We start from the raw sequence: 25,961 nt of genomic DNA, 5'->3' as shown, positions 1-25,961 counted from the left end.
GCGTCAAGGATGTCCGTGTGACCACTGTGGACATTCCGGAGCCCCGGGCAGGCGAGGTGCGGATCGAGGTGGCCTACTGCGGGATCTGCGGCAGCGACCTGCACGAGTACACCTCCGGCCCGCACGCCATCCCGGCCGCCGAACCGCATCCGGCCTCCGGGGTGCGCGCCCCGCTGATCATGGGACACGAGTTCTGCGGCACGGTGACCGCGACCGGGCCCGAGGTTTCCGGGCTCGCGCCGGGCACCAAGGTCGCCGTCGAGCCGAACTACCGGTGCGGGACCTGCGCCCGCTGCGTGGCCGGGGAGTACAACATCTGCCGGCACTTCGGCTTCGCCGGGCTGATGGGGCACGGCGGCCTCGCCGAGTACGCCACCGTGCCCGCCTACATGGTGCACCCGCTGCCGGATACCTTCCCCCTGGAGCAGGCCGCGCTGCTGGAGCCGGCCGCGGTGGCACTGCACTCGCTGCGCCGGGCCGAGCTGCGCCCGACCGACACCATGCTGGTGCTCGGACTCGGTCCGATCGGCCTGCTCACCGTGCAACTGGCCGCCCAGCGCGGGGCACGCCGGATCATCGCGGCGGACCTGAACCCGAAGCGACTCGACCTGGCCATCCGGCTCGGCGCCACGGACATCCTGGACGCGCGCCAACCGGACCTGCCGGGGGTGGTGCGCGCGCTCACCGACGGGACCGGGGTGGACCTCGCGTTCGAGGTGGTCGGCGCGCAGGCGACGGTACGGACCTGCCTGGCATCGACCCGACCCGGCGGCCGGATGATCCTGGTCGGGCTGGGCGGTGAGCTGCGCATCGACGCGTTCGCACTGGTCAACGACGAGCAGTCGATCATCACCAGCGTCGGCTACCGGAACTGCCACCCCGAGCTGATCCGGCTGGTCGGCGAGGGTTCGCTGGACCTGAGCCCGCTGATCACCTCGATCGTCCCGCTGGAGGACGTGGTCGCCTCCGGGTTTCACGCGCTCACCGAGGGCACCGACCAGATCAAGGTGCTGGTTCGGCCGGGGGCGCGGGTATGAGTCGCCCTGTGTCAGACCGCGGCGCCCACGGCGACCACAGAACGCGCCCCTGGTCGAAGGCGGATGCGCGCAGAGCCGCAGAGGAGAGCATGACACCCCTTGGGTCAACCCGCGACAGTCAAGGTGACCACAGAGCGCGCCCTCGGCCGGAGGCCCCGCTACCGGGGCGGCGGGGCGCGTGCCCTGATGGCCATGCGCTGGGTCGTGCCGGGCGCCCCGTCGACACGATCGCGGACGCGCGCGAAGCCGCGAAGGAGCGAGCATGACCGGCGCGCTGGCACCCGGCCTTTTCGCCGGCAACACGATCCTGGTCACCGGCGGGACGTCGGGAATCGGCTCGGCGACGGCGACGCTGTTCGCCGAGCTCGGGGCGAGTGTGCGGGTGCTCGGGCTGCCGCCCGCCGACCCGGGTGACCTGCCCACGCACGAGCGGGTCGAGTGGGTGGAGGCCGACGTCACCGACTCCGCCGGGCTGGCCGGGTGGATCGGCGCGGCGGGCCGGATCGACCACCTGGTCAACTGCGCGGGACTGAGCCGGGACCGGCGGGAGTACCGGGCCGAGTCCTGGGAGCGGGTGCTCGCGGTGAACCTCGGCGCGGTGCTGGTGGCCAGTGAGGCGGCCCGCGAGCGGCTGGCCGAGAACCGGGGCAGCATCGTCAACCTGTCCTCGATGTTCGCCTTCTTCGGCAGCCGCGACCGGCCCGCCTACAGCGCCAGCAAGGGCGGGGTGTCCCAGCTGACCAGGTCGCTCGCCGCGGAGTACGCCCCGCTGGGGGTGCGGGTGAACGCGGTGGCCCCCGGATTCGTGGTGACCCCGCTGGCCCGCGGGGTGCTGGACGACCCGGCGGCCACCGAGGCCGTGCTCGCCCGCACCCCGCTCGGCCGGCTCGGCACCCCGGCCGAGGTCGCCGCGGTGATCGCCTTCCTGTGCTCGCCGGCCGCCGGGTATGTCACCGGGGCCGTGGTGCCGGTGGACGGCGGGTATCTGGCCTGCTGACAGCGGGTCCGAGGCCGCGGGGCGTGACGTGCGCCACCGACTCGGGTTACGCTCCGTGGTGAGAGCAAGGGGGCACGAGCGGCAAGGAGGCCGAGATGCCCGTACCCGCGGTCTCGACGATCTCCAAGGTGTCGACGCGTTCGGTCCCGCCCGCGGAGCGGATCGACTTCTGGCAGGAGTACAACCGGCAGGCCCTGGTGGGGCTGACCGTCTCGCCGTACTCCGAGCAGGGCCTGCTCGCGTCGCAGGCCAACCTGCGGATGGGCGCGCTGCGGCTGGCCGATATCGCGGGCAACGAGCACGTCATCGAGCGCACCCCCGGGATGTGCCGGGCACTGCCGAAGGACTCGGTGTTCGCCAGCCTGCTGCTCTCCGGGGAAGCGGTGTTCCTGCACCGTGGCGGCAGCTTCGCGATGAAGGCGGGCGACCTCGCGCTGTACGACACCCGCCGGTCGTACCTTTTCGGTTTCTCCGCGCCGATGCACCAGGTGCTGGTGGACATCCCGCGGGAGATCTTCGCCGAGTACTGCCTGCCCGGCGGGCTGACCGCGCCGATGCGGTTCACCGCGAGCTCCGCGGCCGAACGCCCCGCGCTCACCGCGCTGCGCTCGGCGCTCGGGCAACTCGCCGCGGGCAGGCCGATCACCGCGGAGGCCGACCGCGGCACGCTGGAGCTGGTCGGCTCGCTGATCGCGGGCAGGCTCGGCGGGACGCCGAGCGGTGGGCGATCGGCGCTGCTCGTGCTGGCCAAGGACTTCATCGAGCGCAGGCTGACCGATCCCGCGCTGTGCGCCGGCCAGGTGGCGGCGCAACTCGGCATCTCGGCCCGGCATCTGAGTCGGGTCTTCGCGCCCGAGGAGGTCACCCCGGCGCGATACATCCTGCTACGGCGACTCGCCAAGGCCGCCGAGCAACTGGCCGACCCCGGCTCGCGGGACAGCACCGTTGCCGATATCGCCTACCACTGGGGATTCGCCAGCCAGGCGCACTTCACCCGCGTCTTTCGCGACCAGTACGGCCACACCCCCGGCGAGACCCGCCCGCTCTGACCCTTACCGGTAGCGGGGGCGGGGTTATCTGGGGGGTTGGCCGTAGCCGCGGAGCCTGGTGACGATGTGCTCGATCTCGGGCTGCGGCAGCAGCGCGGGGGTGCCCGCGGAGCGGGCCAGCAGCCAGAGCCGGCAGAGCCACTCGAGCTGCTGGGCGCGGTGGTAGGCGGCGGCGAGGTCCTTGCCGTAGGTGACGGTGCCGTGGTTGGCCAGCAGGCAGCCCCGGCGCCCCTTCAGCGCGGCGAGCATCGCCTCGGCCAGCTCCGGGGTGCCGTAGGTCGCGTAGCTCGCCACCCGCGCGCTCGGCCCGATCACCGCCAGCATGTAGTGGATCGGCGGCACCTCATCGACCAGTGTGGACACCGCCGTCGCGTGCACCGAGTGGGTGTGCACGACCGCGGCGACCGGCGCGCCCTCGGGATCGGCGGCCTCGCGGTAGACGGTGAGGTGCATCGGCAGCTCGCTGGTCGGCCGCAGCTCTCCGTCCACAACGGACCCGTCAAGGGAGACCACGGTGATGTCCCCCGGCGTCAGCACGTCGTAGTCCACGCCGGTGGGGGTCACGGCCACCAGGTCACCGGAGCGCACCGACACGTTCCCCGAGGTGCCGACGACCAGGCCGTCGGCGGTCATCCTGCGCGCGTACTCGCACACCGCCGCGCGCTCGTCCTCCAGCAGCATTCACAGGCTCCACAGTCCGCGGGCAGCGGACAGTGAGGTCTGGTAGTCCGCGTAACCCTGTTGGTAGAACTCGACGTTCTCCGGCCGCATCTCGACCGTACGCGAGTTTTCCACCCACCGGTCCACGTCGAACGGCTGCCCCAGCGCCTCCGCCGCGACCAGCACCGCGCCCCGCGCGCCGACCCCGGGGTCCCCGGGGACCACGATCGGCCTGCCCAGCACGTCGGCGAAGATCCGCGTCCATTCCGCCGAGCGGACCCCACCCCCGTTGGCGTACAGCCGCCCGGTGAGCCCGGCCGCCTCGAAGCAGTGCCGCGCCGCGTAGGCCACCGACTCGCACAGCGCACGCAGCACGTCCGCCCTGGAGGTCTCCAGGCTGAGCCCGGAGAACTGCGCCCGCGCGGCGGCGTCCACGAAGGGTGCCCGCTCGCCCGAGGTGGAGAGGAACGGCAGCGCCCGCACCCCGCCCGCACCGGGCGCGCTCTCGCCCAGCAGCCGCCCCACGTCCTCGACGTCGATACCGAGCAACGTGCAGGCCCAGTCGATACTCGCGGTGCCCACCATCGCCGGCATCGCGCGCAGGAACTCGCCCTCGTTCGGGCTGCACAGGAACATCCCCGCCGGCTCACCGTCCGGGTCGAACGTGGGCTCGCCGGTGAGCACCTGGCAGGCCAGGGTCGTGCCCGCGGTGAGGATCCCGTCCCCCGGTTCGCGCACGCCGGCCCCGATCGCGCAGGCGGGCAGGTCGAAAGGACCCGCGGTGACCGGCAACCCGGCCGGAAGGCCGAGCAGCTCGGCACCGGCCGTGTCCAGCCGGAACACGGTCCGCGGCCGGGCGGGTTCGGCCAGCAGGCCGCGCCGGTGTGCCAGCCCGCAGGCCGCGATCGCCTGCTCGTCGTAGCTCCGGGTTGCCGGGTTCAGGAACGGCAGCGAGGCGTCCGAGACGTCCACGGTGATCTCGCCGGTCAGCCGCTGCACCACGGCGTCCACGCAGTACCCGGCGACCGCGGCGCGGTCGAGCGACTCCGGCTCGTGACTGTCCAGGTAGGACATGATCGCCGCCGCGCAACCGGGGAACATCCCGGAGGCGGTGCGCCGGAACACCTCCCTGGTCACCCCGCCGGCCTGCCACTTGGCCAGCAGCGCGTTGGCCCTTCCGTCCAGCCAGGAGATCGCCGGGCGCACCTGGTTACCCTCGGCGTCGCGCAGCCACAGCCCGTCACCCTGGCCGGTCAGCGCCAGCGCGGCGACGCCGCCGTCCACCTGCCCCGCCACCTCGCGCACGACGGTGGCCACCGTGCCGAGCACCTGCTCGAGGTCCTGCTCGACCAGCCCGCCGGGCAGGTGGTGCACGTCGGAGGGGGTGCAGGCCTGCGCGATCGAGACCCCGGCCGAGTCGAAGACCACCGCCTTCGTCAGCGAGGTGCCGATATCGACACCGATGACGTGCATTCCGGCCCCGGTCGGCATGATCACTGCCCGAGGATTTCGGGGTTCGCCACGTGCAGCAGCGCCTCGCCGCGGGCGTAGCGGCCGACCTCGGCCGCGACGATGGCGGCGGCCCGCTCGGCGGTCTGCCTGCTGGCACCGGCCAGGTGCGGGGTGGCGATCACGTTCGGCGCGTTCCGCAGCGGCCAGTCCGCGGGCGGCGGCTCGTCGTCGTAGACGTCCAGCGCGAGCGCCCCGAGCCTGCCGGAACGCAGGCCCTCCGGCAGCGGCCGGTAGTCCAGCAGCCCACCGCGCGCGGTGTTCACCAGCACGGCGCCCTCGGGCAGCAGGTCCAGCTTGGCGGCGTCGATCATGTGCCGGGTCCGCTCGGTCAACCTGGCGTGCAGGCTGACCACCCGGCTGCGGCGCAGCAGGTCGTCCAGCTGGACCAGACCGGCGCCGTCGGCGGCGACCGAGGACGGGTCGGCGTAGGGGTCGGCGACCAGCACCCGAGCGCCGAAGGCCACCAGCACCCTGGCCACCCGCGAGCCGATCGCGCCGTAGCCGACCAGGCCCACGGTGGTGCCCTCGAGCTCGATACCCGCGTTGTCGTAGGCGTAGTAGTCCCCGCGCCAGTCCCCGGCGAGCAACTCCGCCGAGGAGGTGGAGATGCGGCGCATGGCGGCCAGGATCATGCCGACCGCGAACTCGGCGGCCGCGGTGGCGTTGCGGCCCGGCGCGTAGGTCACCGCGACCCCGGCCTCGGTGGCCGCGGTGAGGTCGACGTTGATCGGCCCGCCACGGCAGACCGAGACCAGCCTCAGTCCGGGCGCGGCCGCGAAGACCTGCTTGGTGAACGGAGCCATCTGGGTCACCGCGACCTCGGCACCAGCCAGCGCATCGATCACCTGCTGCTCGGTGCCGCTGGCCTCCTGGACATTGCCGACCGGGCCGAAGGGCTCGATCGGCCAGGGCAGGGAGAGCTCGGTGAACTCGGGCCGCACACCCCGCTCCGCGCGTACCGCGTCCCGTAGCAGCCCGGTGCCGACGAACTCGTCCCCCGCGGCGAGTATCCGCAACATCATTGTTCCTCTCGCACCAGGAGGGTTATGCACAATCCAGTCGACGGGGGCCGCCCGGAGCTTGCGGAGGGTGGCTCGTGGCGACTGGATACGACGTACGGCACGGAAGGTAGCCGCACCTGCAACTGTGCATTAACCCTCATTGATTGGACACTAGCTTTGTCAGGAGGCCGCGTGGGCCCGCTCGTAGTCGGTGATGTGCGCGACCTTGCTCGCGCTGGCCGATTCCGGGTCGAACCGGTGACCGACCCACTCGGTGACGATCTTCTTGGCCAGCTCCGGACCGATCACCCGCGCACCGAAGGTGATGATCTGGCAGTCGTTGGACTTGATCGAGCGCTCGGCGGAGTAGGAGTCGTGCGCCACCGTGGCCCGCACGCCCGGGACCTTGTTCGCCGAGATCGCCACGCCGATGCCGGTTCCGCAGACCAGCACACCCCGGTCGGCCTCGCCGCGGGCGATCGCCTCGGCGGCGGCGAGCCCGAGCACCGGGTACGCCCGGTCGTCGGCCGCGTCCGCCACCCCGAGGTCGGTCACCTCGGTCACCCGCGCGTCCGTGCGCAGCAGGTCGGCCACCACGTTCTTGAGCTCCACACCGGCATTGTCCGCCGCGACCACGATCCGCATCAGCCGTCCTTTCCCAACTCCTCGCCGACCGCCGTGACGATGAGCGCGAACGAGGTCGCCCCCGGGTCGGCGTGGCCCTTGCTCTTCTCCGCCAGCCGAGCCGCCCTTCCCTTGGCGGGCACCAGGTTCGCGGTGTCCGCCGCCGCCGTGCTCGCGGCGAGGGCGGCCTTGCGCCATGCCCGCTCGAGGCCGCTGCCCGCGTCCGCCTCGGCACGCAGGGTCACCCGGAAGGGTTCGATCGCGTCCAGCATCGTCTTCTCCCCCGGCTCCGCCCCGCCGAGTTGCACGAAGGCGTGCGCGGCCCGGTCCACCGCACCGGCCAGCGCACCCGCGGTGATCTCGGGCAGGCCGCGCAGCCCGGCACCGGTCTCGGCGAGCAGCACCCCGTACAGCGCGCCGGAAGCGCCGCCCGCGGCATCAGCCAGCGCCGTACCGGCGCGCAGCAGGGCATCGGGGACACCGGCGCCTGCCGCCTCCGCGTGCCGCGCGGCGACCACGGCGGCCCGCATGCCCCTGCTGATGCCCAGCCCGTGGTCGCCGTCCGCGGCGACCGCGTCCAGCCTGCCCAGCTCCTCCTCGTTGTCCTCGACGGACTCCAGCGCGGCGGTCAACACCCGGTCCACCACGCCGCCGCGGGTGGCATCGGCGGGATAGTCGTCCACGGTGGACTCCGGCTCGACCCGGTCCAGCACCGCGCCGGTACTGCGGTAGCCGGGGGTGTCGCAGGGCGCGGCGTACAGCCCGGCGAGCTCGTCGTCCAGCACCATGACGGTGAGCGAGACCCCGGCCATGTCCAGCGAGGTGACGAACTCGCCGACCTCGGTGTGCAGCGGGCTCAGCCCGGCGGCGGCCAGCCGCTCGTGCACCCGGGTGTAGGCGACGAACATCTCCTCGTACTTGGTGCGGCCGAGCCCGTTGAGCAGCGCCACCACCCGGCCGTCGTGCGCGGGCAACTCCGGCAGCAGGCCGTCGACCAGCTCGTCGGCCAGCGCGCGGGCCCCCAGCCTGCCGACCGTGCGCACCCCGGGCTCACCGTGGATGCCGAGGCCAAGCTCCATGGCGCCGTCGTCCACCGTGAACAGCGGCTCGGCCGCCCCCGGAAGGGTGCAGCCGCCGAAGGCGACGCCGAAGGTCCGGGTGCTCGCGTTGGCCTTGATCGCGGCCGCGTGTACCCCGGCAAGGTCGTCGCCGCGCTCCGCGGCCGCCCCGGCGATCTTGAAGACCAGGAGGTCACCCGCCACGCCGCGCCTGCGCTCGGCCCGCTCGGCGGGCCCGCTGGCGATGTCGTCGGTGACCAGGACGGTGCGGCTGTCGATGCCCTCGGCGGCCAGCCTGCGCGCGGCCAGCCCGAAGTGCAGCACATCGCCCTGGTAGTTGCCGTAGCCGAAGAGCACCCCGGCACCGCCCTCGGCGGCCCGTGCGGTGCGGTAGACCTGCTCGGCACTCGGGCTGGTGAACACGTCACCCACCACGGCGCCGTCGGCGAGGCCGGGCCCGACCAGCCCGGCGAAGGCCGGGTAGTGCCCGCAGCCACCGCCGATCACCACGGCCACCTTTCCCCGCCGCGGCACCTGCCTGCCGATCACCCCGTAGGCGTCCGGCACCTTGCGCACCGTCCGGCCGTATGCGGTGACGAAGCCGTCCAGCCAGTCGCGCTTGAAGGTCTCCGCCGTGCCGAGGACGGTCATGCTCCCTCCTTCGCGGCTCCGCGCGGGGCCTCCGGCCAAAGGCGCGCTCCGCGGTCACCTTGACCGCCGCGAGTTGACACAAGGGGTGTCATGCTCCCCTCCCCACCAGCTCGCCGGCCAGGTAGGCCAGCAGTTTCCTGCGCACGTCGTCGTTGTCCGCCGCCACGGCGCTGGCCAGCTCCAGCGCGTCCGGTTTCGGCGGGTAGGCCGGGTTGGGCAGCGCGACCACGGTCAACCCGGCGGCCGCCGCCGCGCGAATGCCGTTGCTGGAGTCCTCCACCCCGAGGCATTCGGCGCCGCCGTGCCCGAGTCGCTCCGCCGCGGCGAGGTAGACGTCCGGGCTCGGCTTGCCCCTCGGCACCTCGGCGCTGGAGACGGTGGCGGTGAACTCGCCGGTCAGCCCGTGGGTGTGCAGGATCGCGTCGATCACCCTGCGGGCGGCCGAGGAGGCCAGCGCCACCGGCACCTTGGCCGCGCAGTCCCGCACCATCGCGCCGGCACCGGGCAGTAGCGGGGCCTCGCCCGCCTCGATCGCGGCGATCATGCCGTCCACCACGGCCCGCTCCACCTGCTCGGCGGTTTCCGGGGTACCGCTGCGCTCGGCAAGGTAACCGGCCCACTCCGGGGCGCTCATCCCCTGCACCGTGGCCGTGTCGGCGTCGGTCCACTCGACCCCGTGCCGCGCCGCGTACGCGGCCCAGTTCTCTTCCCAGAGGTGTTCGCTGTCGACGAGGACCCCGTCCATGTCGAACACGACCGCGGCCAGTGCCATGGTGTAACAACCCCTTTCACACGGTTATCGTTAAATTAACATCGTAGACGAGACTTGTCACGGCCTGACTGTTACATCCGGAGGGAACGATGAGCACCCACCTGTTCCTGGTGCGGCACGGCGAGACCGAGTGGCACGCCGAGAACCGCTACGCCGGCACCAGCGAGGTGGCGCTGACCGCCACCGGTGTCGCGCAGGCGGAGTCGCTGGCCCGCTTCCTGGCGGCGCTGCCCGCCGGGCGCGGGCCGGGAGCGCTGTACTGCTCCCCGCAGCGACGCGCCCTGCACACCGCCCGACCGGCCGCCCGCGCGCTCGGCCTGCGCCCGGTCGAGGTGGCGGACCTGCGCGAGGTGCACTTCGGCGCGGCGGAGGGCCACACCCTGAACGAGGTGGAAAGGGAGCTGGTCGACGAGTTCCGCGCCGACCCGGTGCGCGGGGCCTTTCCCGGATCGGAGCCGCCGGAGCGGGCCGCGAAGCGGGGCGCCGCCGCGCTGCGCGCCATCGCGGAGGCCGAGTCCGGCGCCGGTCCGGTGCTGGTGGTCGCGCACAACACCCTGCTCCGGCTGACCCTGTGCGAGCTGGTCGGCATCCCGCTGCGCGCCTACCGCACGGTGTTCCCCCGGGTGGACAACTGCGCCCTCACCGAACTCGCCATCGATGGCGAGAACACCGCGATTCGGCGGTTCAACCAGCCGACCGGTGGCCGGGAGTGAGATCCTGGTCGGATGAGCGAGACGTCGAGCGGGGGCAGCGCGCGCTCTCGAAGCATCAGGCAGCAACGCATCACCGACTACGTGGTGAACCGGGGCTCGGCCTCCGCGGCCGAGTTGGCCGAGCTCACCGGGGTCAGTGTCATGACGGTGCATCGCGACCTCGATGAGCTCGCCAGGCGAGGGCTGCTGCGCAAGTTCCGCGGCGGGGTGTCCGCCCAGCCTTCGACCGTGTTCGAGAGCAACGCCGAGTACCGGCTCGGCGCGCATGTCGAGGCGAAGTCGGCGATCGCGAAGCAGGCACTGACCCATGTCGAACCGGGCATGTCGATCCTGCTCGACGACTCGACCAGCGCGCTCGCGCTGGCCAAGCTGTTGCCCGAGGTGGTGCCGCTGACCGTGGCCACGAACTACCTGCGCACCATCGAGGAGCTCAAGCACGTCGAGGACCTGCGGTTGATCTGCATCGGCGGGGACTACTCCAGCACGCACGACTCCTTCCTCGGCATGCCCTGCCTCGAGGCGGTCGAGCGGATCACGGTGGACGCGACCTTCGTGTCCACCTCCTCGATGAACGCGGAGATGACCTTCCATCAGGAGCCGGAGATCGTGATGGTCAAGCGCGCCATGCTGGCCAGCGCGGAGACCAAGGTCCTGCTGATGGACGCCAGCAAGATGCCCCGGTCGGCCCTGCACCGGCTGGCCCCGGTGACCGACTACGACCGGCTGATCGTGGACTCCGCGGTGCCGAGCCCGCTGGTGGAGGAGCTGCGCAACCGCACCACGGTGGATGTCGCCCCGCGCTGAGCGATACGAGGAAAACTTCTCGCAACATCTTGCGTGTTAAATTAACAGACTCCATGATACGTCCAGCACTTGTCATGGAGGCATATATGAGCCAGTTGACAACACCGGAGTTGTCCCAGCCCAGCCCGTTCAAGCGGATGTTGAACAGGTGGGGCCTGCCGGCACCGCTGTTTCTCGGCTACGTCGGCCTGCTGCTGTTCATGATCGGCGACGGCGTCGAATCGGCGTTCATCGCGCCGTTCATGGCCGACAACGGCGCCGGTACCGATATCCGGGCGTCGCACGTCATCACCGTGTACGGGGTCGCGGTCATGCTCGCGTCCTGGCTGTCCGGCGCGCTGTCCGAGCTATGGGGGCCACGCCGGGTGATGTTCGCCGGTCTGGTCATCTGGGTGGTCTTCGACGCGCTGTTCCTCGCGGTGGCCGTCGCGGGTGAGAGCTACCCGCTGATGATGGTGTTCTACGGGTTGCGCGGGTTCGGCTACCCGATGTTCGCCTTCGGGTTCCTGGTGTGGATCACCGCTGTCGCCCCGGTCGCCCGGCTGGGTGCCGCGGTGGGTTGGTTCTACTTCGCGTTCACCGGGGGCCTGCCGACGCTGGGGGCGCTGGTCGCCAACTTCACCAACCCGGTCCTCGGGCACTACGGCACGCTCTGGCTTTCGATCGGCATCCTCGCCCTCGGTGGCCTGGTCTGCCTGCTCGGCGTGCGCGAGCGTACCGGGCGGGAGCGGCTCGCCCCGCCCGAGGTCAAGCCGGTGCAAAGCCTGGTGTCCAGCCTGTCCATCGCCTGGAAGAAGCCGCGGGTGGGGATCGGCATGCTCGTCCGAGTGATCAACACCGCCCCGGAGTTCGGCATACTGGTGTTCTTCCCGACCATCTTCATCAGCGAGATCGGTTTCGGCGAGAGTCGCTGGTTGCTGCTGGTGTCGGTGATCTTCGGCACCAACATCTTCTTCAACCTGATCTTCGGCGTACTCAGCGACAAGATCGGCTGGCGGACCACGATCACCTACTTCGGCGCGATCGGGTGCGCCGTCTCGATCCTGCTGCTGTACTTCGTGCCGGTGTACGCGGGTGCCGACTACTACTGGCTGGCACTGCTGGTGGGCGCGCTGTACGGTGCCACACTCGCCGGGTTCGTGCCCATCTCGGCGCTGCTGCCCTCGCTGGCCCCGGAGAACAAGGGCGGCGCCATGGCACTGTTGAACTTCGGGGCCGGTGCGGCCACCTTCGCCGGACCGGCGGTGGTCAGCCTCTTCCTCGGGCCGTTCGGCGGTGCCGGGGTGGTGATCATTTTCGCCGCGCTGTACATCGTCGCGGCGATACTGACCCGGTTCCTCAAGCTGCCGGAGGAAACCGAGCAAGCACTCGAGAAGAACGCCACCTTGCAACAGGCCGGGGAGAAGGTCGTCGTCACATGACCGGAGTGACCATCGGCATCGACGTCGCCACGGCGGGGGTACGCACCCTCGCGGTGGACGGCGCCGGCCGGGTGCTGGCCACCGCGGCGACGCCGCTGCCGGCCCCGATCCGCGCCGCGGCGGGGCACAGCGAGCAGGACGCGCGGAGCTGGTGGCCCGCCGTCGCGACCGCGCTGCGCCGGACCACCACGGCCCTACCCGGCCGGGGTGCCGAGGTCACCGCCGTGTCGGTCGCCGCGACCTCGGGCACCATCGTGGCCGTGGACGGCAGGGGGCGGCCGTGCTCGCCCGCGCTGATGTACGACGACCGGCGTGGAACCCCGTACAACGCCAAGGCCGCCGAGCTGGGCGAGGCGCGCTGGCGGGCGCTCGGGATGGCCGTGTCCGGCACCGCCGCGCTCGGCCGGATCGGCTGGCTGCGCGACCATATCGCCGGGGCGGCCGCGATCCGGCACACCCCTGAGCTGGTCGGCGCCGAGCTGGTGGGTGCTCCGGTGGCCACGGATTCCGCGCACGCGTTGAAGAGTGGCTACGACCCCCTCGCCGGCGAGTGGGCGGGCGAGGTGTTCGACGCGCTCGGCGTCCCGGCGGCCTGGTTACCCGACGTCGTCGCGCCCTGCACCGTGCTCGGCGAGGTCGGCCCGCCGGCCGCCGAGAGGACCGGGCTGCGCACCGGCTGCCGGGTGGTGGCCGGAATGACCGACGGGTGTGCGGGCCAGCTCGCCTCCGGTGCGGTCACGCCGGGCCAGTTCGTCGGCATTCTCGGCACCACCTACGTGCTCAAGGGGGTCACCGAGCGGCTGGTACCGGATCCCACCGGCGCGATGTACAGCCACCGCCACCCGGATGGATGGTGGTTGCCCGGCGGGGCATCGAACACCGGCGGCGAGTCCGTTTCGGACACTCCCGAGCTGGCCCGGCTGGATGCGGCCGCGGCGGCGGGAGGTCCCGCACGGATCGTGGCCTACCCGCTGCGCAGGCCCGGCGAGCGGTTCCCGTTCGCCTCACCCGCGGCACGGGGATTCGTGACGGGAACACCCGTGGACGAGGTCGAGGCGCACCGCGCCAGGCTGGAGGGGGTCGCCTTCCTCGAACGTCTCGCGCTGGATCACCTACGCAGGCTGGGTATCCGGGTGACCGCACCACTGTCCGCAGCGGGTGGCGGGAGCAAAAGTCCACTGTGGAACAAAATCAGGGCGACCGTCACCGGACTCGGCCTGCGGATCGCACCGCACGCGGAAACCGGCTACGGCGCCGCCCTGCTGGCCGCCGCCGGCGGCATGCCCGGCGGGCTCGGCGAGGCCAGCCGCCGGCTGACCGGGGAGTCCGAGCTGATCGAACCGGATCCGGCGGAGCGGGACGCGCTGACCGACTCCTACCACCGGTTCTGCGCCGCCCTGCACACCCGCGGCTGGATCGACGACGAGCTGCTCACCGTCGCCACCAGGTAGCCGATGGTCGCGCCAGGTGGCGGGCCGGGCCTTACAGCCAGTCGTGCTCGCGTGCGTATCTGGCCGCTTCGTGCCGGTTCTGCGTCTGGGTTTTCTGCATGGCGTTGGAAAGGTAGTTGCGTACCGTGCCTTGCGCGAGGTGGAGCTGGGTGGCGATATCGGCGACGGAGTACCCGTTGCCGGTCGCGCGCAGCACATCGAGCTCGCGGTCGGTGAGGGGGCAGTCGTCGACCACGGCGAGCGCGGAGACGTCCGGGTCGACCCAGCGCCTGCCTTCGTGCAGGGCGGTGATGACCGAGGTGATGTGCGCGGGTTCGGCGGACTTGCTGACGAAGCCCTGGACTCCGAGTTTGAGGGCTTTGCGGAGTACTCCGGGTTTGGCGTGACGGGTCAGCATGAGGATGACCTGGTTCGGCCGGGTGCGGTGGATCTCCGCGACGGCGCCGAGACCGTCCACGCCGGGCATCTCGAGGTCGATGACGAGCACGTCGGGCTCGTGTCGCAGGGTGGCCTGGACGGCTTCCTCGCCGTTCGCCGCTTCGGCGAGCACGGTGATCTCGCCCTCGAGCGGGAGCAGTGCGGCCATGGCCTTGCGGAGCAAGGCCTCGTCGTCGGCGAGCACCACGGTGGTCATCGGTTCTCCTGTGCTTCTTCAACGTGACGCGGGAATCCCGCGGCTGTCCGGAACTGGCCGTTGTCCTGCTCGACCGTCAGTTCGCCTCCGTCGGCGGCGACGCGTTGTTCGAGGGCGGCCAGGCCGCGCAGCTCGGGCAGCGGGGTTCGCTGGGCGCCGTCGTTGACGATGGTGATACTCCGTTCGGACAGGGTGATCCGCACCCGGGTCGCCTGGGCGTGCCGCAGGATGTTCGTGGTCGTCTCGCGGAGGACCTGGCCGAGCAGCTCGCTCGCGCCAGGGGCGACGTCGGCTTCGCGGTTGACACGCACGTGGATGCCCGCGGCCTCGAAGAGGTTCCTCGCGTTCTCCAGCTCGGCGGAGAGGTTGAGCCTGCGCTGCGCGTAGGCGAGTTCCTTGGTCTGGGTGATGGTGTCGCTGACGAGCTCGTGGATCTCGTGCAGCTCCTGCTTGGCTCGTTCGGTGTCGCTGTCCACCAGCTTCCGGGCGAGCGCGGTCTTGAGCTTCACCACATGGAGGGTGTGGCCCTGGATGTCGTGCAGGTCGCCGGCGAACCGGACACGCTCGCGGGTGACGGCCAGCTCCGCTTCCCGCTCCCGTGCCTCCTCCAGCTCCGTGACGACGTCGTAGAACCGCTTGTTGGGGAACATGAGCCCGACCGCCACCACGGTGACGCCGGTGGGGACGAGAACGTACTGGAACAGGACACCGGGGACGTCCTCGTGCGACACCAGCAACCTCCCCGCCCCCACCGTGGCGACGTAGGTGGCGAGCGCGACAGCCGCCGCGCCCCGGTGGCGCGACAGCTGGGGGATGACGAAGGAGCCCACGCAGCAGAGCGCGAAGAAGGCCGCGCCGCTGCCGGCCACCAGTACGGAGAAGGGCCACACGGCGGCGGTGACGACCAGGCAGGGGAGCGCGACGCGCAGGACGTCGCCTGCCGCCCACCGCACGAAGACCACCAGGACCGCCACCACGCTCGCGCTCAGGACGAGAGCCTGCCACCACGACCGGGCGGCGACCGCCACCACCAGCGCCCCGGCGACGGCGAGCAGCGGGAGAAACATGGTGAGGTTGAGCCTGCGCAGCGTGCCCCACGCCGGTTCGGTGTCCTCAGCCATGTCGACGGTCGGCGGCATCGCGCGGTGGGCTGGTGTCCATAGGCGAGTCTCCGGGTTCGAGCGGCAGAGTCCGCTGCCCAGTATCGTCCCGGTGCGGTGGGGTGCACCAGTGACACCGCGTCATACGTTCACCCCAAGGAATGTCACGGCGAAGTGATGACGTGGTCGCACTGGCAGGAGTATGCCCTTGCCGTTGAGATCAACGGCATGACCTCGACACCAGTGATCGACGTGGAACGTTTGAACGTCAGGTACGGTGACTTCCACGCTGTGCAGGATCTGTCCTTTCAGGTGCGGAGGGGCGAGTTCTACGCCCTGCTCGGCACGAACGGGGCCGGCAAGACTTCGACCATGGAGACCCTCGAAGGCCACCGGGCGCCGACGTCGGGCACGGTGAGGGTGCTCGGATGGAGCCCGCGGGACCGGTCCGCCGTGCGGCCCAAGATGGGCATCATGCTGCAGGAGAGCGGGTTCTCCCCGGATCTGACGGTACGGGAGTCGATCCGGCTGATCGGGAAGCTGACCCAGCGCACGGACCGGGTCGAGCGGGTGCTCAGCATCGTGGATCTCACGCGCAAGGCCGCTACAAGGGTGTCGCGGCTCTCCGGCGGTGAGAAGCGGCGGCTGGACTTCGCCACCACGGTGTACGGCGCGCCGGAGCTGATCTTCCTGGACGAACCCACGACCGGTTTGGACATCCAGTCCCGGGACGCGTTGTGGGACGCGGTGGACAAGCTACGCGAGGACGGGTCCACGATCGTGCTCACCACGCACTACCTGGAGGAGGCGCAGCAACGCGCCGACCGCATCGGACTGCTGCACAAGGGAGCGTTCCACCAGGAGGGCACCGTCGCCGAGCTGACGCGGGCGCTGCCCGCGGTGATCCGGTTCGCCCTTCCGCCTTCGGCGCCCGCGCTGCCGCTGCGGGGCAGGCGCGAGAGCGAAGGGAGGTTCCTGATCGAGACCCATCACCTGCAGCACGACCTGTTCACCCTGCTCCGATGGGCGCAGGAGCACGCGGTGGAGCTGCGCGAGCTCGAAGCGGGCCCGACCCGGCTCGACGACGTGTTCCGCGCCATCGACAACTAGGCAGTGTCTGACAAGGCGCGCCCCGCATCACCTTTGCGCAGGCACCGTCTTCAACGGCTCCTGGACCACACTCCCTCCGGAAAGGACACCTCAGCCATGCTCGCGATCGCGCTCAGTGAGCTGATCCAGATCTTCCGCAACCGCTCGGTGCTGATCACCAGCTTCGTGATGCCCGTCGCGGTCAGCGCGTTCTTCGTCTACCAGCACGAGACATTCGCCAAGCTGGCCAGCCTCGGCTACATCGCGGCGATCGTGCTGTTCACCGTGTGCGCGTTCGGGCTCTACGCCAGCTCGGTCACCACGCTGGCCGCGCGCAGGCAGAACCTGTTCCTCAAGCGGCTGCGCTCCACCTCCGCCGGTGACGCGGGCATCCTGACCGGGCTGGTGCTGCCGGTCACGGTCATCGCACTGATCCAGGTGGCCGTGACCATGACGGTGCTGGGCGTGGTTGCCGACGAGCCGGACAACATCGGCCTGCTCGCGGTGGCCGTCCTGGCCACGGTGAGCATGATGATCGGCCTGGGGCTGGCCACGGCGGGACTGACCAACTCCCCCGAACATGCCCAGGTCACCACGCTGCCCGTCAGCCTCGGCGTCATCGCCGTCGCCAGCTGGGCCGGTATCGCCGGCACCGAGGACCTCACGCTGCTCAAACGCCTGCTACCCGGCGGGTCGGCCACCGAGCTCGTCGTCAACGCCTGGAACGGCGGCGTCGCCGTCACCGACTCCCTGCTCCTGCTCGCACCCACCCTGGCCTGGGTCGTCGTCGCCGTCCTCCTGGCCTCCCGGCTCTTCCGCTGGGAACCCCGCCGATGACGACCCGCACCTCCCACACGAGTGGCGGGGGCCGGAAATCCGTTGCGGGGCGGGTGCCAGTATCGACCGGGCGCTCGCGGGGTATCACGGATCCCGCCCACCACCCGGTGCACCGGTTCCTTTCCGCCGGTCTCCCGTTCGTGGTCTCCTCCGACGATCCCGGCATACTCGCCACCACTCTCCACGAGGAACTCGAATGGGTGTGCGCGCACACCGGTGGCGGCGCCGAGCTCAGGCGACACCTGCTCGAGACCGCGCGCCGGGCCCGCGCCGAGGTCCACACCGGACGATCCGGTCACTGACCGAACTCGGCGGGCGGGGCGATGCCGGACACCTCACGCGGCACCTCGTGGCAGTAGCCGCCGCGGTCGGTCCGGACGAGCTTGTCCCGCACGCTGCCGATGTCCAGCGCGGGCACCGCGCCGAGCAGGATGTCCAGGTTCTCGAACGGGATCGACGTGACATGCGCACGATGCACGACGCGCAACGTCGCCCGTTCCGCGGGCAGTTCCCGCTCCAGCCCGATGCGCCGTAGGTACGCTTCCAGGCCACGCTTTTCGGCCGCGCACAGTGCCGCCGGGGTGTTCGTTGTCGCCATACCTTCGAGCCCGCGGCCAGGGCACCGGACCGCGGAGCGGGCGTTTGCCCTATCCCCCGGCATCGATCGGTAAGCGGAACCGGCGGGTCAGTAACAGATTGGTCCGTATGGTCTAGACCTTGACGGATGCAGGTCCCCTATTCTCGGACAAATCCGACGTATCCACGGGCGCGCGGGATCGTCAGGAAACGGATCCTTCATGTCGGACACAATGAACAACCAGGACCGCCCTCCGCGCAAAGTGGTCGTGCGGTGCCTGGACGCCCTGCTGCGGGACGCACTCGCGAGCTGGGTACAGGCCCTGCCCGGCCACCTGGTGGCGGGCGCGGTGACCAGTGGACCGGAGCTGCTCCGGTTGTGCACCCTGCGCTCACCACACCTCGCGGTGGTGGAGATCCGGTCCGCCGACGCGGACGAACTCCGCTTGCTGGACAACCTGCGCCGGTGCCGGCCACGGACCTACGTGGTGGGCGTGCACCATTCGCTGGACACGCACAAGCTGCTGCGCCTGCACCGCGCCGGTGCTGACCGACTGGTCAGCAGCCGATATGGACTGCCGACACTGCGGGCCGCGCTGCTGGGCGCCGGGACCGGCCCGCCTTCACGGTCCGCGAGCGGCGGGCTGAGCGGCAGGGAACTGGAGATCCTCGCACTGATCTCCGCCGGGTGCCCGGTTGTCGAGGTCGCCGACGTGCTCGGGATCAGCCCGCATACCGTGACCAACCACAAGCGACGCATCTTCGCCAAGCTGGAGGTACACAGCCGCACCGAGGCGGCGGCCGAGGCCGGCAGGCTCGGGCTGGCGTGGCGGGCGAGTGTCGGCCCCGCCGCCGAGGGGCTGTTCGGCGGGCCGCCCGGCGCGCTGCACGACGAGGTCGCCAGGGTGCTGTCCACGCATGGCATCGCCGCGCGGCCGCCGGTAACGATCCTGGTGGAGCCGACGGAGAGTTGCTGGCGGGCGGCCGAGCAACAAGCGGCGCCGATCATCGTGATCGACCCCGCGTTCCGTGGCCGAAACGCGGTCGCCGGTGCACTGCTGCGCGGAGCCAGCGCCACGCTCACCGGTGACCGCCTCGCCGAGCGACTACCGGCCGCCATCGCGCTGACCGCGGCCGGTTACCTGGTCGCGACCGGTGATCCGGTGCGGGCGCTGCTCGCCGAGAGCTATCCGGCCGCGCCGACCACACTGACGCCGCGCGAGCGGGACGTGCTCGACTCGATCAGCCGCGGCCATTCCGTCCGGCAGACCGCGCACGAGCTCGGCATCACGATCAAGACGGTGCAAAGTATCCAGCGGCAGCTGTTCTCGAAGCTCCGGGTACACAACAGAACCGCAGCCCTCGAACTCGCCAGGCGGCTCGGACTCGTCTCGCCCCCGACCGGCACCTAGGACTTTCGCGTCACCCTTAGGTCATTCCGGTCCTGGCGAAGGCCGAGCAAACAGGGCATTTTCAAGTAACGCCTTTCCCTGCCCGCGAACGCGGAGGCCGACATGAAACATACTGACGATCAAGGCTGCGCGGTTGTCAACCGACGCGGATTCCTCGGTGGCGTCACGGCGGGAGCCGCGGCCAGCGTTCTCACACCCGGAACGGCCGCGGCCGCGCCCTCGTCACCGCGATTCTTCGGCCGAGTCTTCGACGACCTGCCGCCTTTCGCGCAAGCTACCCCTGCCGTTCAGGAGGCGCTTCGGGAAATGGGCAAGCCGGGCGGGCTGATGGACGCCAAGGACCCACTCGAGGAAGGACCTATACGACTCATCACCCATCCCGAACTCAGCCCCAACAACGTGGACAACCCCTTCCACACGGCGGGAACCACGTTCTTCGGTCAGTTCATGGACCATGATTTCACGTTCGATCTTTCCTCCCGACTCGGCGTACCCGTCGACCCGGAGGAATCACCCAATTCCCGCACGCCCACGCTGGAACTCGACTCGGTATACGGTGGCGGCCCCATCGCGGATCCCACCCTGTACGACCCAACGGACAACGACAAATTCCTCGTAGAAAGCGGTGGTCTGTTCGAGGACCTACCGCGCGACCCGGACGGCATCGCCATCATCTCGGACCCACGAAACGACGAGAACCTGATGGTTTCCGGGATACAGGCCGCTTTTCTGCTCTGCCACAACCGGATGGTCGACAGGCTGCGCTCCCAGGGCGTGCCTGCCGACCAGGTCTTCGCAAGAGCACGGCGGCTGGTCACCTGGCACTACCAGTGGATCGTCGTGCACGAATTCCTGCCCCAGGTGATCGGTTTCGGCATCACCCAGGACGTGCTGCGGCATGGAAGACGGTTCTACCGGCCGGCATCGGGCCAACATTTCATGCCGGTGGAGTTCCAGGGCGCGGCCTACCGCTTCGGGCACAGCATGGTGCGCCCGTCATACCGCGCCAACCTGGCCGGCGATCAGGGCGAACCATTCTTCGGGTTCGTCTTCGACCCCGCGGGGCAGGGCCAGGGCGACCCGGTCGACCTGCGCGGCGGCGCGCGTGCCCCGCGCCGGTTCATCGGCTGGCAGACCTTCTTCGACTTCCGCGACGGCGAGCTGAAACCGAACAAGCGGATCGACACGAAGATCTCCACCGTGCTGTTCCGGCTGCCGATCGCGGCCATCCCCACCGGCGACCCGCCGACCGCGCTGCCGCAGCGCAACCTGCTGCGCCACCTGACCTGGTCCCTGCCATCCGGCCAGGCGATCGCCGGCGCGATGGGGATACCGCAGCTCGAGCCGGACGCGCTGACCGAGCTCCGGCAGTTCGGTGTGGGCCTGGAGCGCAGCACACCCCTGTGGTACTACGTGCTCAAGGAGGCGGAGGTGCTCGGTGACGGCATCTCGCTGGCGGGTGTCGGCGCCCGGCTGATCGGCGAGGTGATCCTCGGGCTGCTGGAACTCGACCCGCAGTCCTATCTCGCGGCGGACCCGGCCTGGCGGCCCACGCTGCCCGGCCGGCCGAACGGTGACTTCGGCTTCGCCGACCTGCTGACCTTCGCCGGGGTGGACCCCGGCAGCCGTGGCCAGTAGTCACGTCACGCGCTCCGCGTGACTGCCGGGAGTGTCCCGTTCCGGGCGATTGGCTCTCGCCCGGAACGGGACACTCGGCCAGGGTTGTCCGCAAGCGCGCCGCGGAGCTGATTCACCCCGCCTGGTGAACAGCGGGGTGAATCAGCGGTGTGGTCAGGCGGGCTGCTTGGACTTGCTCGCCGCGGCGCTCTCGGCTCCCTCGCCCTCCTCGGACGGCTCAGCGGACTCGGCAGCGGCCTGCTGGTCCGCGCCGACGCCGAAGGCCTGCATGGCCTGCTGCACCGCGGCGTTCGTCGCGGCCAGCCGGTCGGTCACCTGCTGGCGCAGGTCCAGCGCCTGGGTCCGCTGCTGCTCGGCCTCGGCGAGCTGGCGTTCGGCGTCCGCGACGAGCCCGGCCGCCTTCTCCTGCGCGGCCGCCTCCTGCTCGGCGATGACCCGGTCGGACTCCGCCTTGCTGGCCGCGATGGCCTCCTCGGTCTCCTGCTGCCGAGCGGCCAGGCCGTCCTCGGTCTCCTTGCGCTTGGCGGCCAGTGCCTCCTCGGTGTCCTTCTCGGCCTCGGTCCGGCGCCGCGCGGCCTCCTCGTCGAGCTGCTTCCTGCGCTCCTCGGCCTCCTTGTCCAGGCGCTCGGCCTCGGCCCGGGCCTCCTCGCGAGTCTTCTCGGCATAGGCATCGGCCGCCGACCTCGTCGAGTCGGCGTCCTCCTCTGCCTTGGTGCGGAGCTCGGCTATCTCCTCCTCGGCCAGTCTCATCATGGTCTGCACGCGCTCGGTCATCGCCGCGGGACCGGCCGGGTCGTTGACCATCCTGGACAGACCGGCCTTGGTCTCGGCCAGCTCCTGCTGCGCGTAGTTCAGCGCCTTGGTCAGCTCGGCGACCGAGTTCATCGCCTCGTCCCGGCTGCGGTTAGCGGTCTTGACCTCGTCGGCGAGCTTCTTGAGGGTCTCGTCAACCTGTTGTTGGTTGTAGCCACGCAGAGTGGTGGCGAACTGGGGGGTGTTGGGGGCCTGATCAGGCGTGTCGGCTGCGGCCATGCGGGAACCTTAGTGAGTCAACACGCCGAATCCCATACCGCCAAACGGCTGCATTTTGCCGACGCGAACCGGGTGATCAACATACGACGCCCGGGGCACATGGCACCCTGCACTGTTGGCAGTGGGTAAACGACGTGAAGGGGTGGCATCGGAGGTGCGGACGGTCCTCGATGACCTCGCGGAACACTGGCACGTCTACGCCACCATGCCGTTCATCGCCGCGTTGATCGGCTACGTCACCAAGCGGGTGGCCATCGAGATGATGTTCCGCCCGCTGGAGTTCGTCGGGATCCGCCCCTTCCTCGGCTGGCAGGGCGTCATCCCGGCGAACGCGCGGCGGATGGCCACCACCGCCGTGGACCTGCTGACCGGCCACCTGCTCGACCCGAAGGAGATCTTCGCCCGGCTGGACCCGGACCGGATGGTGCGGGAGCTGGAGCAGCCGCTGTTACGCGCGGTGGAGGACATCACCCGCGAGGTGATGGCGCAGCACCAGCCTCGGCTGTGGGAGGCACTGCCCGCCCGTGCCCAGCGGATGTTGATCAATCAGGTGCACGCGCAGGCACCGAAAGTGGTCGCCAAACTGATGCGCGAGCTGTCCGGCAATGTCGAGGACGTCCTGGATGTCAAGGACATGCTGGTCACGAACATGGTCCGGGACAAGGAGCTGACCTGCCGGCTGATCAAGGAGGTCGCCCAGCCCGAGCTGCGGTTCATCGCGCGCTCCGGGATCTACTTCGGGTTCGTGATCGGCCTGGTGCAGATCGCGGCCTGGGCGCTGACCAAGGAACCGCTGATGATGCCGATTTTCGGGTTCCTCACCGGGTTCGTCACCGACTGGCTGGCGCTGAAGATGATCTTCTACCCGCGCCGGCCACGGCGGTTCCTCGGGGTCCGCTGGCAGGGCCTCTTCCAGAAGCGCCGCCGGCAGGTGGCCGTGGACTACGGCGGGCTGATCGCGGACGAGGTGCTCACCGGCGCCAACGTCATGGAGGCGGTGCTGACCGGGCCACGGTCGGACCGGCTGTTCGAGCTGATCACGCGGGAGGTGCAGCGCACCATCGACCAGCAGGCAGGTGCGGTCAAACCGATCGTGGCGCTGACCGTCGGCGGCCGGCAGTACCAGGAGATGAAACGGGCCGCGGCCACGAAGGCGATCGAGTACCTGCCGGACACCATGCGGCACGTCGAGGGGTACGCCACCGACGCGCTCGACGTGCGCAACACCATCGTGGACAAGATGCAGCAGCTCAGCCCGGTGGAGTTCGAGGGCATCCTGCGCCCGGCGTTCCGGCAGGACGAGTGGAAGCTCATCCTCACCGGCGCCGTGATCGGCGGCCTGATCGGTGAGCTGCAGGTACTGATCCTGCTGCACTGACCCCCGGATACGGTTCTGCCGGGGATGTCACGAAGCGCAGGGAGGACCGGGGTGGACGTGGACGCGATCGTCGCGGACGTGCGTGACCACTGGCAGGTCTACGCGAGCATGCCGTTCATCGCGGCGCTGATCGGCTACGTCACCAAGCGGGTGGCCATCGAGATGATGTTCCGCCCGCTGGAGTTCGTCGGGATCCGCCCCTTCCTCGGCTGGCAGGGGGTGCTGCCGGCGAACGCCGAGCGGATGGCCGCGACCGCCACCGAGATGCTGACCCGCAACCTGGTGGATCCGAAGGAGATCTTCGCGCGGCTGGACCCGCATCAGCTCGCCAAGGAGATCGAGCAACCCCTGGTGCGGGTGGTCGAGGACGTCACCCGCGAGGTGATGGAGCAGTACCAGCCGAACCTCTGGGAGGCGCTGCCGGAACGAGCCCAGCGGATGCTGCTGCACCGGGTACAGGCGGAGGCGCCGCGGGCCATCGCCAAGATCATGCGCGAGATCTCGTACAACATCGACGACGTGCTCGACCTCAAGCATATGGTCGTGACCAACCTGGTCCGGGACAAGGCGCTGCTGAACCGGCTGATCAAGGACATCTCCCGCCCGGAGATGCGGTTCATCGCCCGCTCCGGCATCGGGTTCGGGTTCGCCCTCGGCATCGTGCAACTGGCGGTGTGGGCACTCACCCGCTCCCCGCTGGTGCTGCCGGTGTTCGGGGTGCTGATCGGCTGGTTCACCGACTGGCTCGCGCTGAAAATGATCTTCCTGCCACGGGAGCCGAAACGGTTCTTCGGCGTCTACACCTGGCAGGGGGTGTTCCAGCGGCGCAGGCACCAGGTGGCAGCCGACTACGGCGACATGATCGCCTCGGAGATCATCACCATCCCGAACCTGCTGGAGGCCATCCTGCGCGGCCCGAAGTCGGACCGGCTGTTCGGGCTGATCCAGCGGGAGGTGCAGCGCACCGTCGACCAGCAGGCGAGCGTGGTGAAACCGGTGGTGGCGGCCGCGGTCGGCTCGCGCCGGTTCCAGGAGATGAAGCGGGCCGCGGCGAAGAAGGCCGCCGAGCGGGTCCCGCTGACCATCCGGCACGCCGAGGAGTACGCGGTGAACGCACTCGATGTGCGCAACACCATTGTGGACCGGATGCGGCAGCTCACCCCGGTGGAGTTCGAGGGGCTGCTGCGCCCGGCCTTCCGGCAGGACGAGTGGAAGCTCATCGCGGTGGGCGCGATCATCGGCGGCCTGGTCGGTGAGCTGCAGGTGCTCCTGCTCCTGCACTAGGTCTGCGTTACTGTGCGGCCAAAGCCGAGCGGGTGAGGAGGTGCGAATGGATGCCGTCCTCGACGAGCTCGCGCGGCACTGGGCGGCCTACGCCGTGCTCCCGCCGCTCGGCGCGATCATCGGCTACCTGGCCGCGCGGCTGGCCGTGGGGCTCCTGCTGCGCCCGCTGGAACCGCTCGGCACCCGGCCGCCGCTTGGCTGGCAGGGCGTCGTACCCCGGCATGCGGGCCGGGTGGCGGCCCGGGTCGGCGAGGCGGTGACCACCGGCCTGCGCACCCCAGGCGAGGTTGTCGCCGGCATCGACCCCGACCGGCTCACCAGGGAGGTCGAGCAGCCGCTGCTGCGCGCGATCGACGACATCGCGAGGGATGTGCTCGAGGAGTACCACCCGCGGCTGTGGGAGGCGCTGCCCGCGATGGCGCAGGAGCTGACGATCAAACAGTTGCAGGCCTCGGCACCGGACCTGGTCCGCAGGCTGCTCGCCGAACTGGCCACGGCAGGCGAGTCCGTGCTGGACGCGCGGCAGCTCGCGGTGGACCGGCTGAGCCGGGACCGGGCCCTGCTGGTCCACCTGGTCCGCTCGACCACGCGGGCGGACACCGTGTTCCTTGCCCGGTTCGGCCTGCTGCTCGGCCTGCTGCTGGGGGTCGTGCAGGCCGTCGTGCTGGCGGCCACCGGGCAGCCGTTGCTGCTGCTCGCCTTCGCCGTGCTGATCGGGGTGGTCGCCGCCGTGCCCGCACTCGGGCTGGCCGTGGCGCCCAGGCGGGAGCGGGGCGAGGTGCCCCGCCGGTACGGCGAGCTGGTGGCCCGCGAGGTGCTGACCGTGCCCACCCTGATCGAGGCCGTCCTGCGCGGCCCGCCCTCCGACCGGCTGCTGGCGATGATCCAGCGCACGGTGGCCACGGCGGTCCGCGAGCAGCGCGCGGTGGTCGCGCTGACAGTCGGCGGGGAGCGGCTGCGGGAGATGAAGCGGGCGGCCGCGCGGCGGGTTGCGCACAAGCTGCCGGACATCGCGCGGCATGCCGAGGGCTACCTCACCGAGGCGATCGACGTCGCGGGCACGGTCGAGCGACGGCTGCGCGCGCTGCCCGCGGGCGAGTACGAGCGCCTGCTGCGGCCCGCGTTCCGGCTGCACTCCGGCTGGCTCGGTACGGCGGGCGGGCTGCTCGGCGCCGCCGGTGGTGTGCTGTACCTCCTGCTGCTGTTGCCCTGATTCCCGCTGATTCCGGCC

At 70.7% G+C, this 25,961-nt stretch carries 25 protein-coding genes; 15 read left to right on the top strand and 10 right to left on the bottom strand.

The annotated features are described in order from the left end of the window. Positions 1 to 17: 17 nt before the first annotated feature. The 3 genes from FB471_RS21625 (at position 18) to FB471_RS21615 (ending at position 3,083) form a co-directional block, all read left to right on the top strand. Positions 18 to 1,037: a 2,3-butanediol dehydrogenase gene (locus FB471_RS21625; RefSeq protein ID WP_246076517.1), complete on the top strand. Its 1,020-nt coding sequence runs from the start codon at positions 18 to 20 to the stop codon at positions 1,035 to 1,037. 262 nt (positions 1,038 to 1,299) lie between these two features. Next, positions 1,300 to 2,034, top strand: coding sequence for an SDR family NAD(P)-dependent oxidoreductase (locus tag FB471_RS21620; RefSeq protein WP_142000223.1), 735 nt, complete (start codon positions 1,300 to 1,302; stop codon positions 2,032 to 2,034). A 95-nt stretch (positions 2,035 to 2,129) separates the two neighbouring features. After that, positions 2,130 to 3,083, top strand: coding sequence for a helix-turn-helix domain-containing protein (locus tag FB471_RS21615; protein WP_142000222.1), 954 nt, complete (start codon positions 2,130 to 2,132; stop codon positions 3,081 to 3,083). Positions 3,084 to 3,107: 24 nt separating this feature from the next. Here the strand turns inward: FB471_RS21615 and FB471_RS21610 are convergent, their stop codons facing one another. The 6 genes from FB471_RS21610 to FB471_RS21585 form a co-directional block, all read right to left on the bottom strand. Then, the gene (locus FB471_RS21610; RefSeq protein ID WP_142000221.1) at positions 3,108 to 3,764 is read right to left on the bottom strand and encodes a class II aldolase/adducin family protein; all 657 of its coding nucleotides are present in this window, start codon (positions 3,762 to 3,764) and stop codon (positions 3,108 to 3,110) included. Then, positions 3,765 to 5,234, bottom strand: a complete 1,470-nt coding sequence (locus tag FB471_RS21605; RefSeq protein WP_211358253.1) for an FGGY-family carbohydrate kinase — start codon at positions 5,232 to 5,234, stop codon at positions 3,765 to 3,767. A gap of 2 nt (positions 5,235 to 5,236) precedes the next feature. Continuing rightward, complete coding sequence (locus FB471_RS21600; RefSeq protein ID WP_142002273.1) at positions 5,237 to 6,271, bottom strand: 2-hydroxyacid dehydrogenase; 1,035 nt, start codon at positions 6,269 to 6,271, stop codon at positions 5,237 to 5,239. A gap of 165 nt (positions 6,272 to 6,436) precedes the next feature. Continuing rightward, entirely contained in the window at positions 6,437 to 6,901 is a 465-nt protein-coding gene (locus FB471_RS21595; RefSeq protein WP_142000220.1) for a ribose-5-phosphate isomerase, read from the bottom strand. Next, positions 6,901 to 8,589, bottom strand: coding sequence for a dihydroxyacetone kinase family protein (locus tag FB471_RS21590; protein ID WP_142000219.1), 1,689 nt, complete (start codon positions 8,587 to 8,589; stop codon positions 6,901 to 6,903). The genes FB471_RS21595 and FB471_RS21590 overlap by 1 nt, the downstream gene beginning before the upstream one ends. An 88-nt stretch (positions 8,590 to 8,677) precedes the next feature. Beyond that, entirely contained in the window at positions 8,678 to 9,361 is a 684-nt protein-coding gene (locus FB471_RS21585) for an HAD family hydrolase (RefSeq protein WP_142000218.1), read from the bottom strand. Positions 9,362 to 9,450: 89 nt separating this feature from the next. On the opposite strand from FB471_RS21585, the gene FB471_RS21580 reads away from it, so the two are divergent. The 4 genes from FB471_RS21580 to FB471_RS21565 all read left to right on the top strand — a co-directional run bounded on the left by FB471_RS21580 (position 9,451) and on the right by FB471_RS21565 (position 13,750). Further along, positions 9,451 to 10,074, top strand: a complete 624-nt coding sequence (locus tag FB471_RS21580) for a histidine phosphatase family protein (protein ID WP_142000217.1) — start codon at positions 9,451 to 9,453, stop codon at positions 10,072 to 10,074. 12 nt (positions 10,075 to 10,086) lie between these two features. Then, positions 10,087 to 10,878: a DeoR/GlpR family DNA-binding transcription regulator gene (locus FB471_RS21575; protein ID WP_142000216.1), complete on the top strand. Its 792-nt coding sequence runs from the start codon at positions 10,087 to 10,089 to the stop codon at positions 10,876 to 10,878. A gap of 86 nt (positions 10,879 to 10,964) precedes the next feature. Next, positions 10,965 to 12,299: an MFS transporter gene (locus FB471_RS21570; protein ID WP_142000215.1), complete on the top strand. Its 1,335-nt coding sequence runs from the start codon at positions 10,965 to 10,967 to the stop codon at positions 12,297 to 12,299. Beyond that, on the top strand, positions 12,296 to 13,750 hold the full coding sequence (locus FB471_RS21565; protein ID WP_142000214.1) for an FGGY-family carbohydrate kinase: 1,455 nt from the start codon (positions 12,296 to 12,298) through the stop codon (positions 13,748 to 13,750). Before FB471_RS21570 ends, FB471_RS21565 begins: the two co-directional genes overlap by 4 nt. A gap of 31 nt (positions 13,751 to 13,781) precedes the next feature. On the opposite strand, the gene FB471_RS21560 is transcribed toward FB471_RS21565, so the two are convergent. Next, positions 13,782 to 14,384, bottom strand: a complete 603-nt coding sequence (locus FB471_RS21560; RefSeq protein ID WP_142000213.1) for a response regulator transcription factor — start codon at positions 14,382 to 14,384, stop codon at positions 13,782 to 13,784. Then, on the bottom strand, positions 14,381 to 15,505 hold the full coding sequence (locus FB471_RS21555) for a sensor histidine kinase (RefSeq protein ID WP_246076516.1): 1,125 nt from the start codon (positions 15,503 to 15,505) through the stop codon (positions 14,381 to 14,383). Before FB471_RS21555 ends, FB471_RS21560 begins: the two co-directional genes overlap by 4 nt. Before the next feature lie 207 nt (positions 15,506 to 15,712). Between FB471_RS21555 and FB471_RS21550 the strand changes: the two genes are divergently transcribed. The 3 genes from FB471_RS21550 (at position 15,713) to FB471_RS21540 (ending at position 17,712) form a co-directional block, all read left to right on the top strand. After that, a complete protein-coding gene (locus FB471_RS21550; protein ID WP_170220887.1) occupies positions 15,713 to 16,594 on the top strand; it encodes an ABC transporter ATP-binding protein in 882 nt (293 codons plus the stop codon). A gap of 96 nt (positions 16,595 to 16,690) precedes the next feature. Continuing rightward, entirely contained in the window at positions 16,691 to 17,410 is a 720-nt protein-coding gene (locus FB471_RS21545; RefSeq protein ID WP_142000211.1) for an ABC transporter permease, read from the top strand. A gap of 53 nt (positions 17,411 to 17,463) precedes the next feature. Then, positions 17,464 to 17,712 (top strand): hypothetical protein, encoded by a 249-nt coding sequence (locus FB471_RS21540; protein WP_170220886.1) that lies wholly within the window; start codon positions 17,464 to 17,466, stop codon positions 17,710 to 17,712. Here the strand turns inward: FB471_RS21540 and FB471_RS35545 are convergent. Continuing rightward, positions 17,706 to 18,008 (bottom strand): arylamine N-acetyltransferase, encoded by a 303-nt coding sequence (locus tag FB471_RS35545; protein WP_142000209.1) that lies wholly within the window; start codon positions 18,006 to 18,008, stop codon positions 17,706 to 17,708. The two genes, FB471_RS21540 and FB471_RS35545, sit on opposite strands and share 7 nt — an antisense overlap. A gap of 199 nt (positions 18,009 to 18,207) precedes the next feature. On the opposite strand from FB471_RS35545, the gene FB471_RS21530 reads away from it, so the two are divergent. Both FB471_RS21530 and FB471_RS21525 read left to right on the top strand, forming a co-directional pair. Beyond that, positions 18,208 to 19,398 carry a helix-turn-helix domain-containing protein gene (locus FB471_RS21530; RefSeq protein WP_142000208.1) on the top strand — a complete coding sequence of 397 codons (1,191 nt, stop codon included), beginning with the start codon at positions 18,208 to 18,210 and terminating at the stop codon, positions 19,396 to 19,398. Positions 19,399 to 19,704: 306 nt separating this feature from the next. Then, positions 19,705 to 21,036, top strand: a complete 1,332-nt coding sequence (locus tag FB471_RS21525) for a peroxidase family protein (protein WP_170220885.1) — start codon at positions 19,705 to 19,707, stop codon at positions 21,034 to 21,036. A gap of 153 nt (positions 21,037 to 21,189) precedes the next feature. Here the strand turns inward: FB471_RS21525 and FB471_RS21520 are convergent, their stop codons facing one another. Then, a complete protein-coding gene (locus FB471_RS21520; protein ID WP_142000206.1) occupies positions 21,190 to 22,068 on the bottom strand; it encodes a coiled-coil domain-containing protein in 879 nt (292 codons plus the stop codon). A 205-nt stretch (positions 22,069 to 22,273) separates the two neighbouring features. Here FB471_RS21520 and FB471_RS21515 point away from each other — a divergent pair, with 205 nt between their 5' ends. Genes FB471_RS21515 through FB471_RS21505 form a run of 3 tightly spaced genes read left to right on the top strand, consistent with a single transcriptional unit; the run spans position 22,274 to position 25,943 of the window. After that, complete coding sequence (locus FB471_RS21515) at positions 22,274 to 23,446, top strand: DUF445 domain-containing protein (protein ID WP_142002269.1); 1,173 nt, start codon at positions 22,274 to 22,276, stop codon at positions 23,444 to 23,446. Positions 23,447 to 23,503: 57 nt separating this feature from the next. Continuing rightward, positions 23,504 to 24,730: a DUF445 domain-containing protein gene (locus FB471_RS21510; RefSeq protein ID WP_425457110.1), complete on the top strand. Its 1,227-nt coding sequence runs from the start codon at positions 23,504 to 23,506 to the stop codon at positions 24,728 to 24,730. A gap of 46 nt (positions 24,731 to 24,776) precedes the next feature. Then, complete coding sequence (locus FB471_RS21505) at positions 24,777 to 25,943, top strand: DUF445 domain-containing protein (RefSeq protein ID WP_142000205.1); 1,167 nt, start codon at positions 24,777 to 24,779, stop codon at positions 25,941 to 25,943. The last annotated feature ends 18 nt before the right edge of the window (positions 25,944 to 25,961 follow it).

The sequence above is a fragment of the Amycolatopsis cihanbeyliensis genome, from assembly GCF_006715045.1.
GTDB lineage: Bacteria > Actinomycetota > Actinomycetes > Mycobacteriales > Pseudonocardiaceae > Amycolatopsis > Amycolatopsis cihanbeyliensis.
This window is presented reverse-complemented; position numbering and strand designations above follow the sequence as displayed.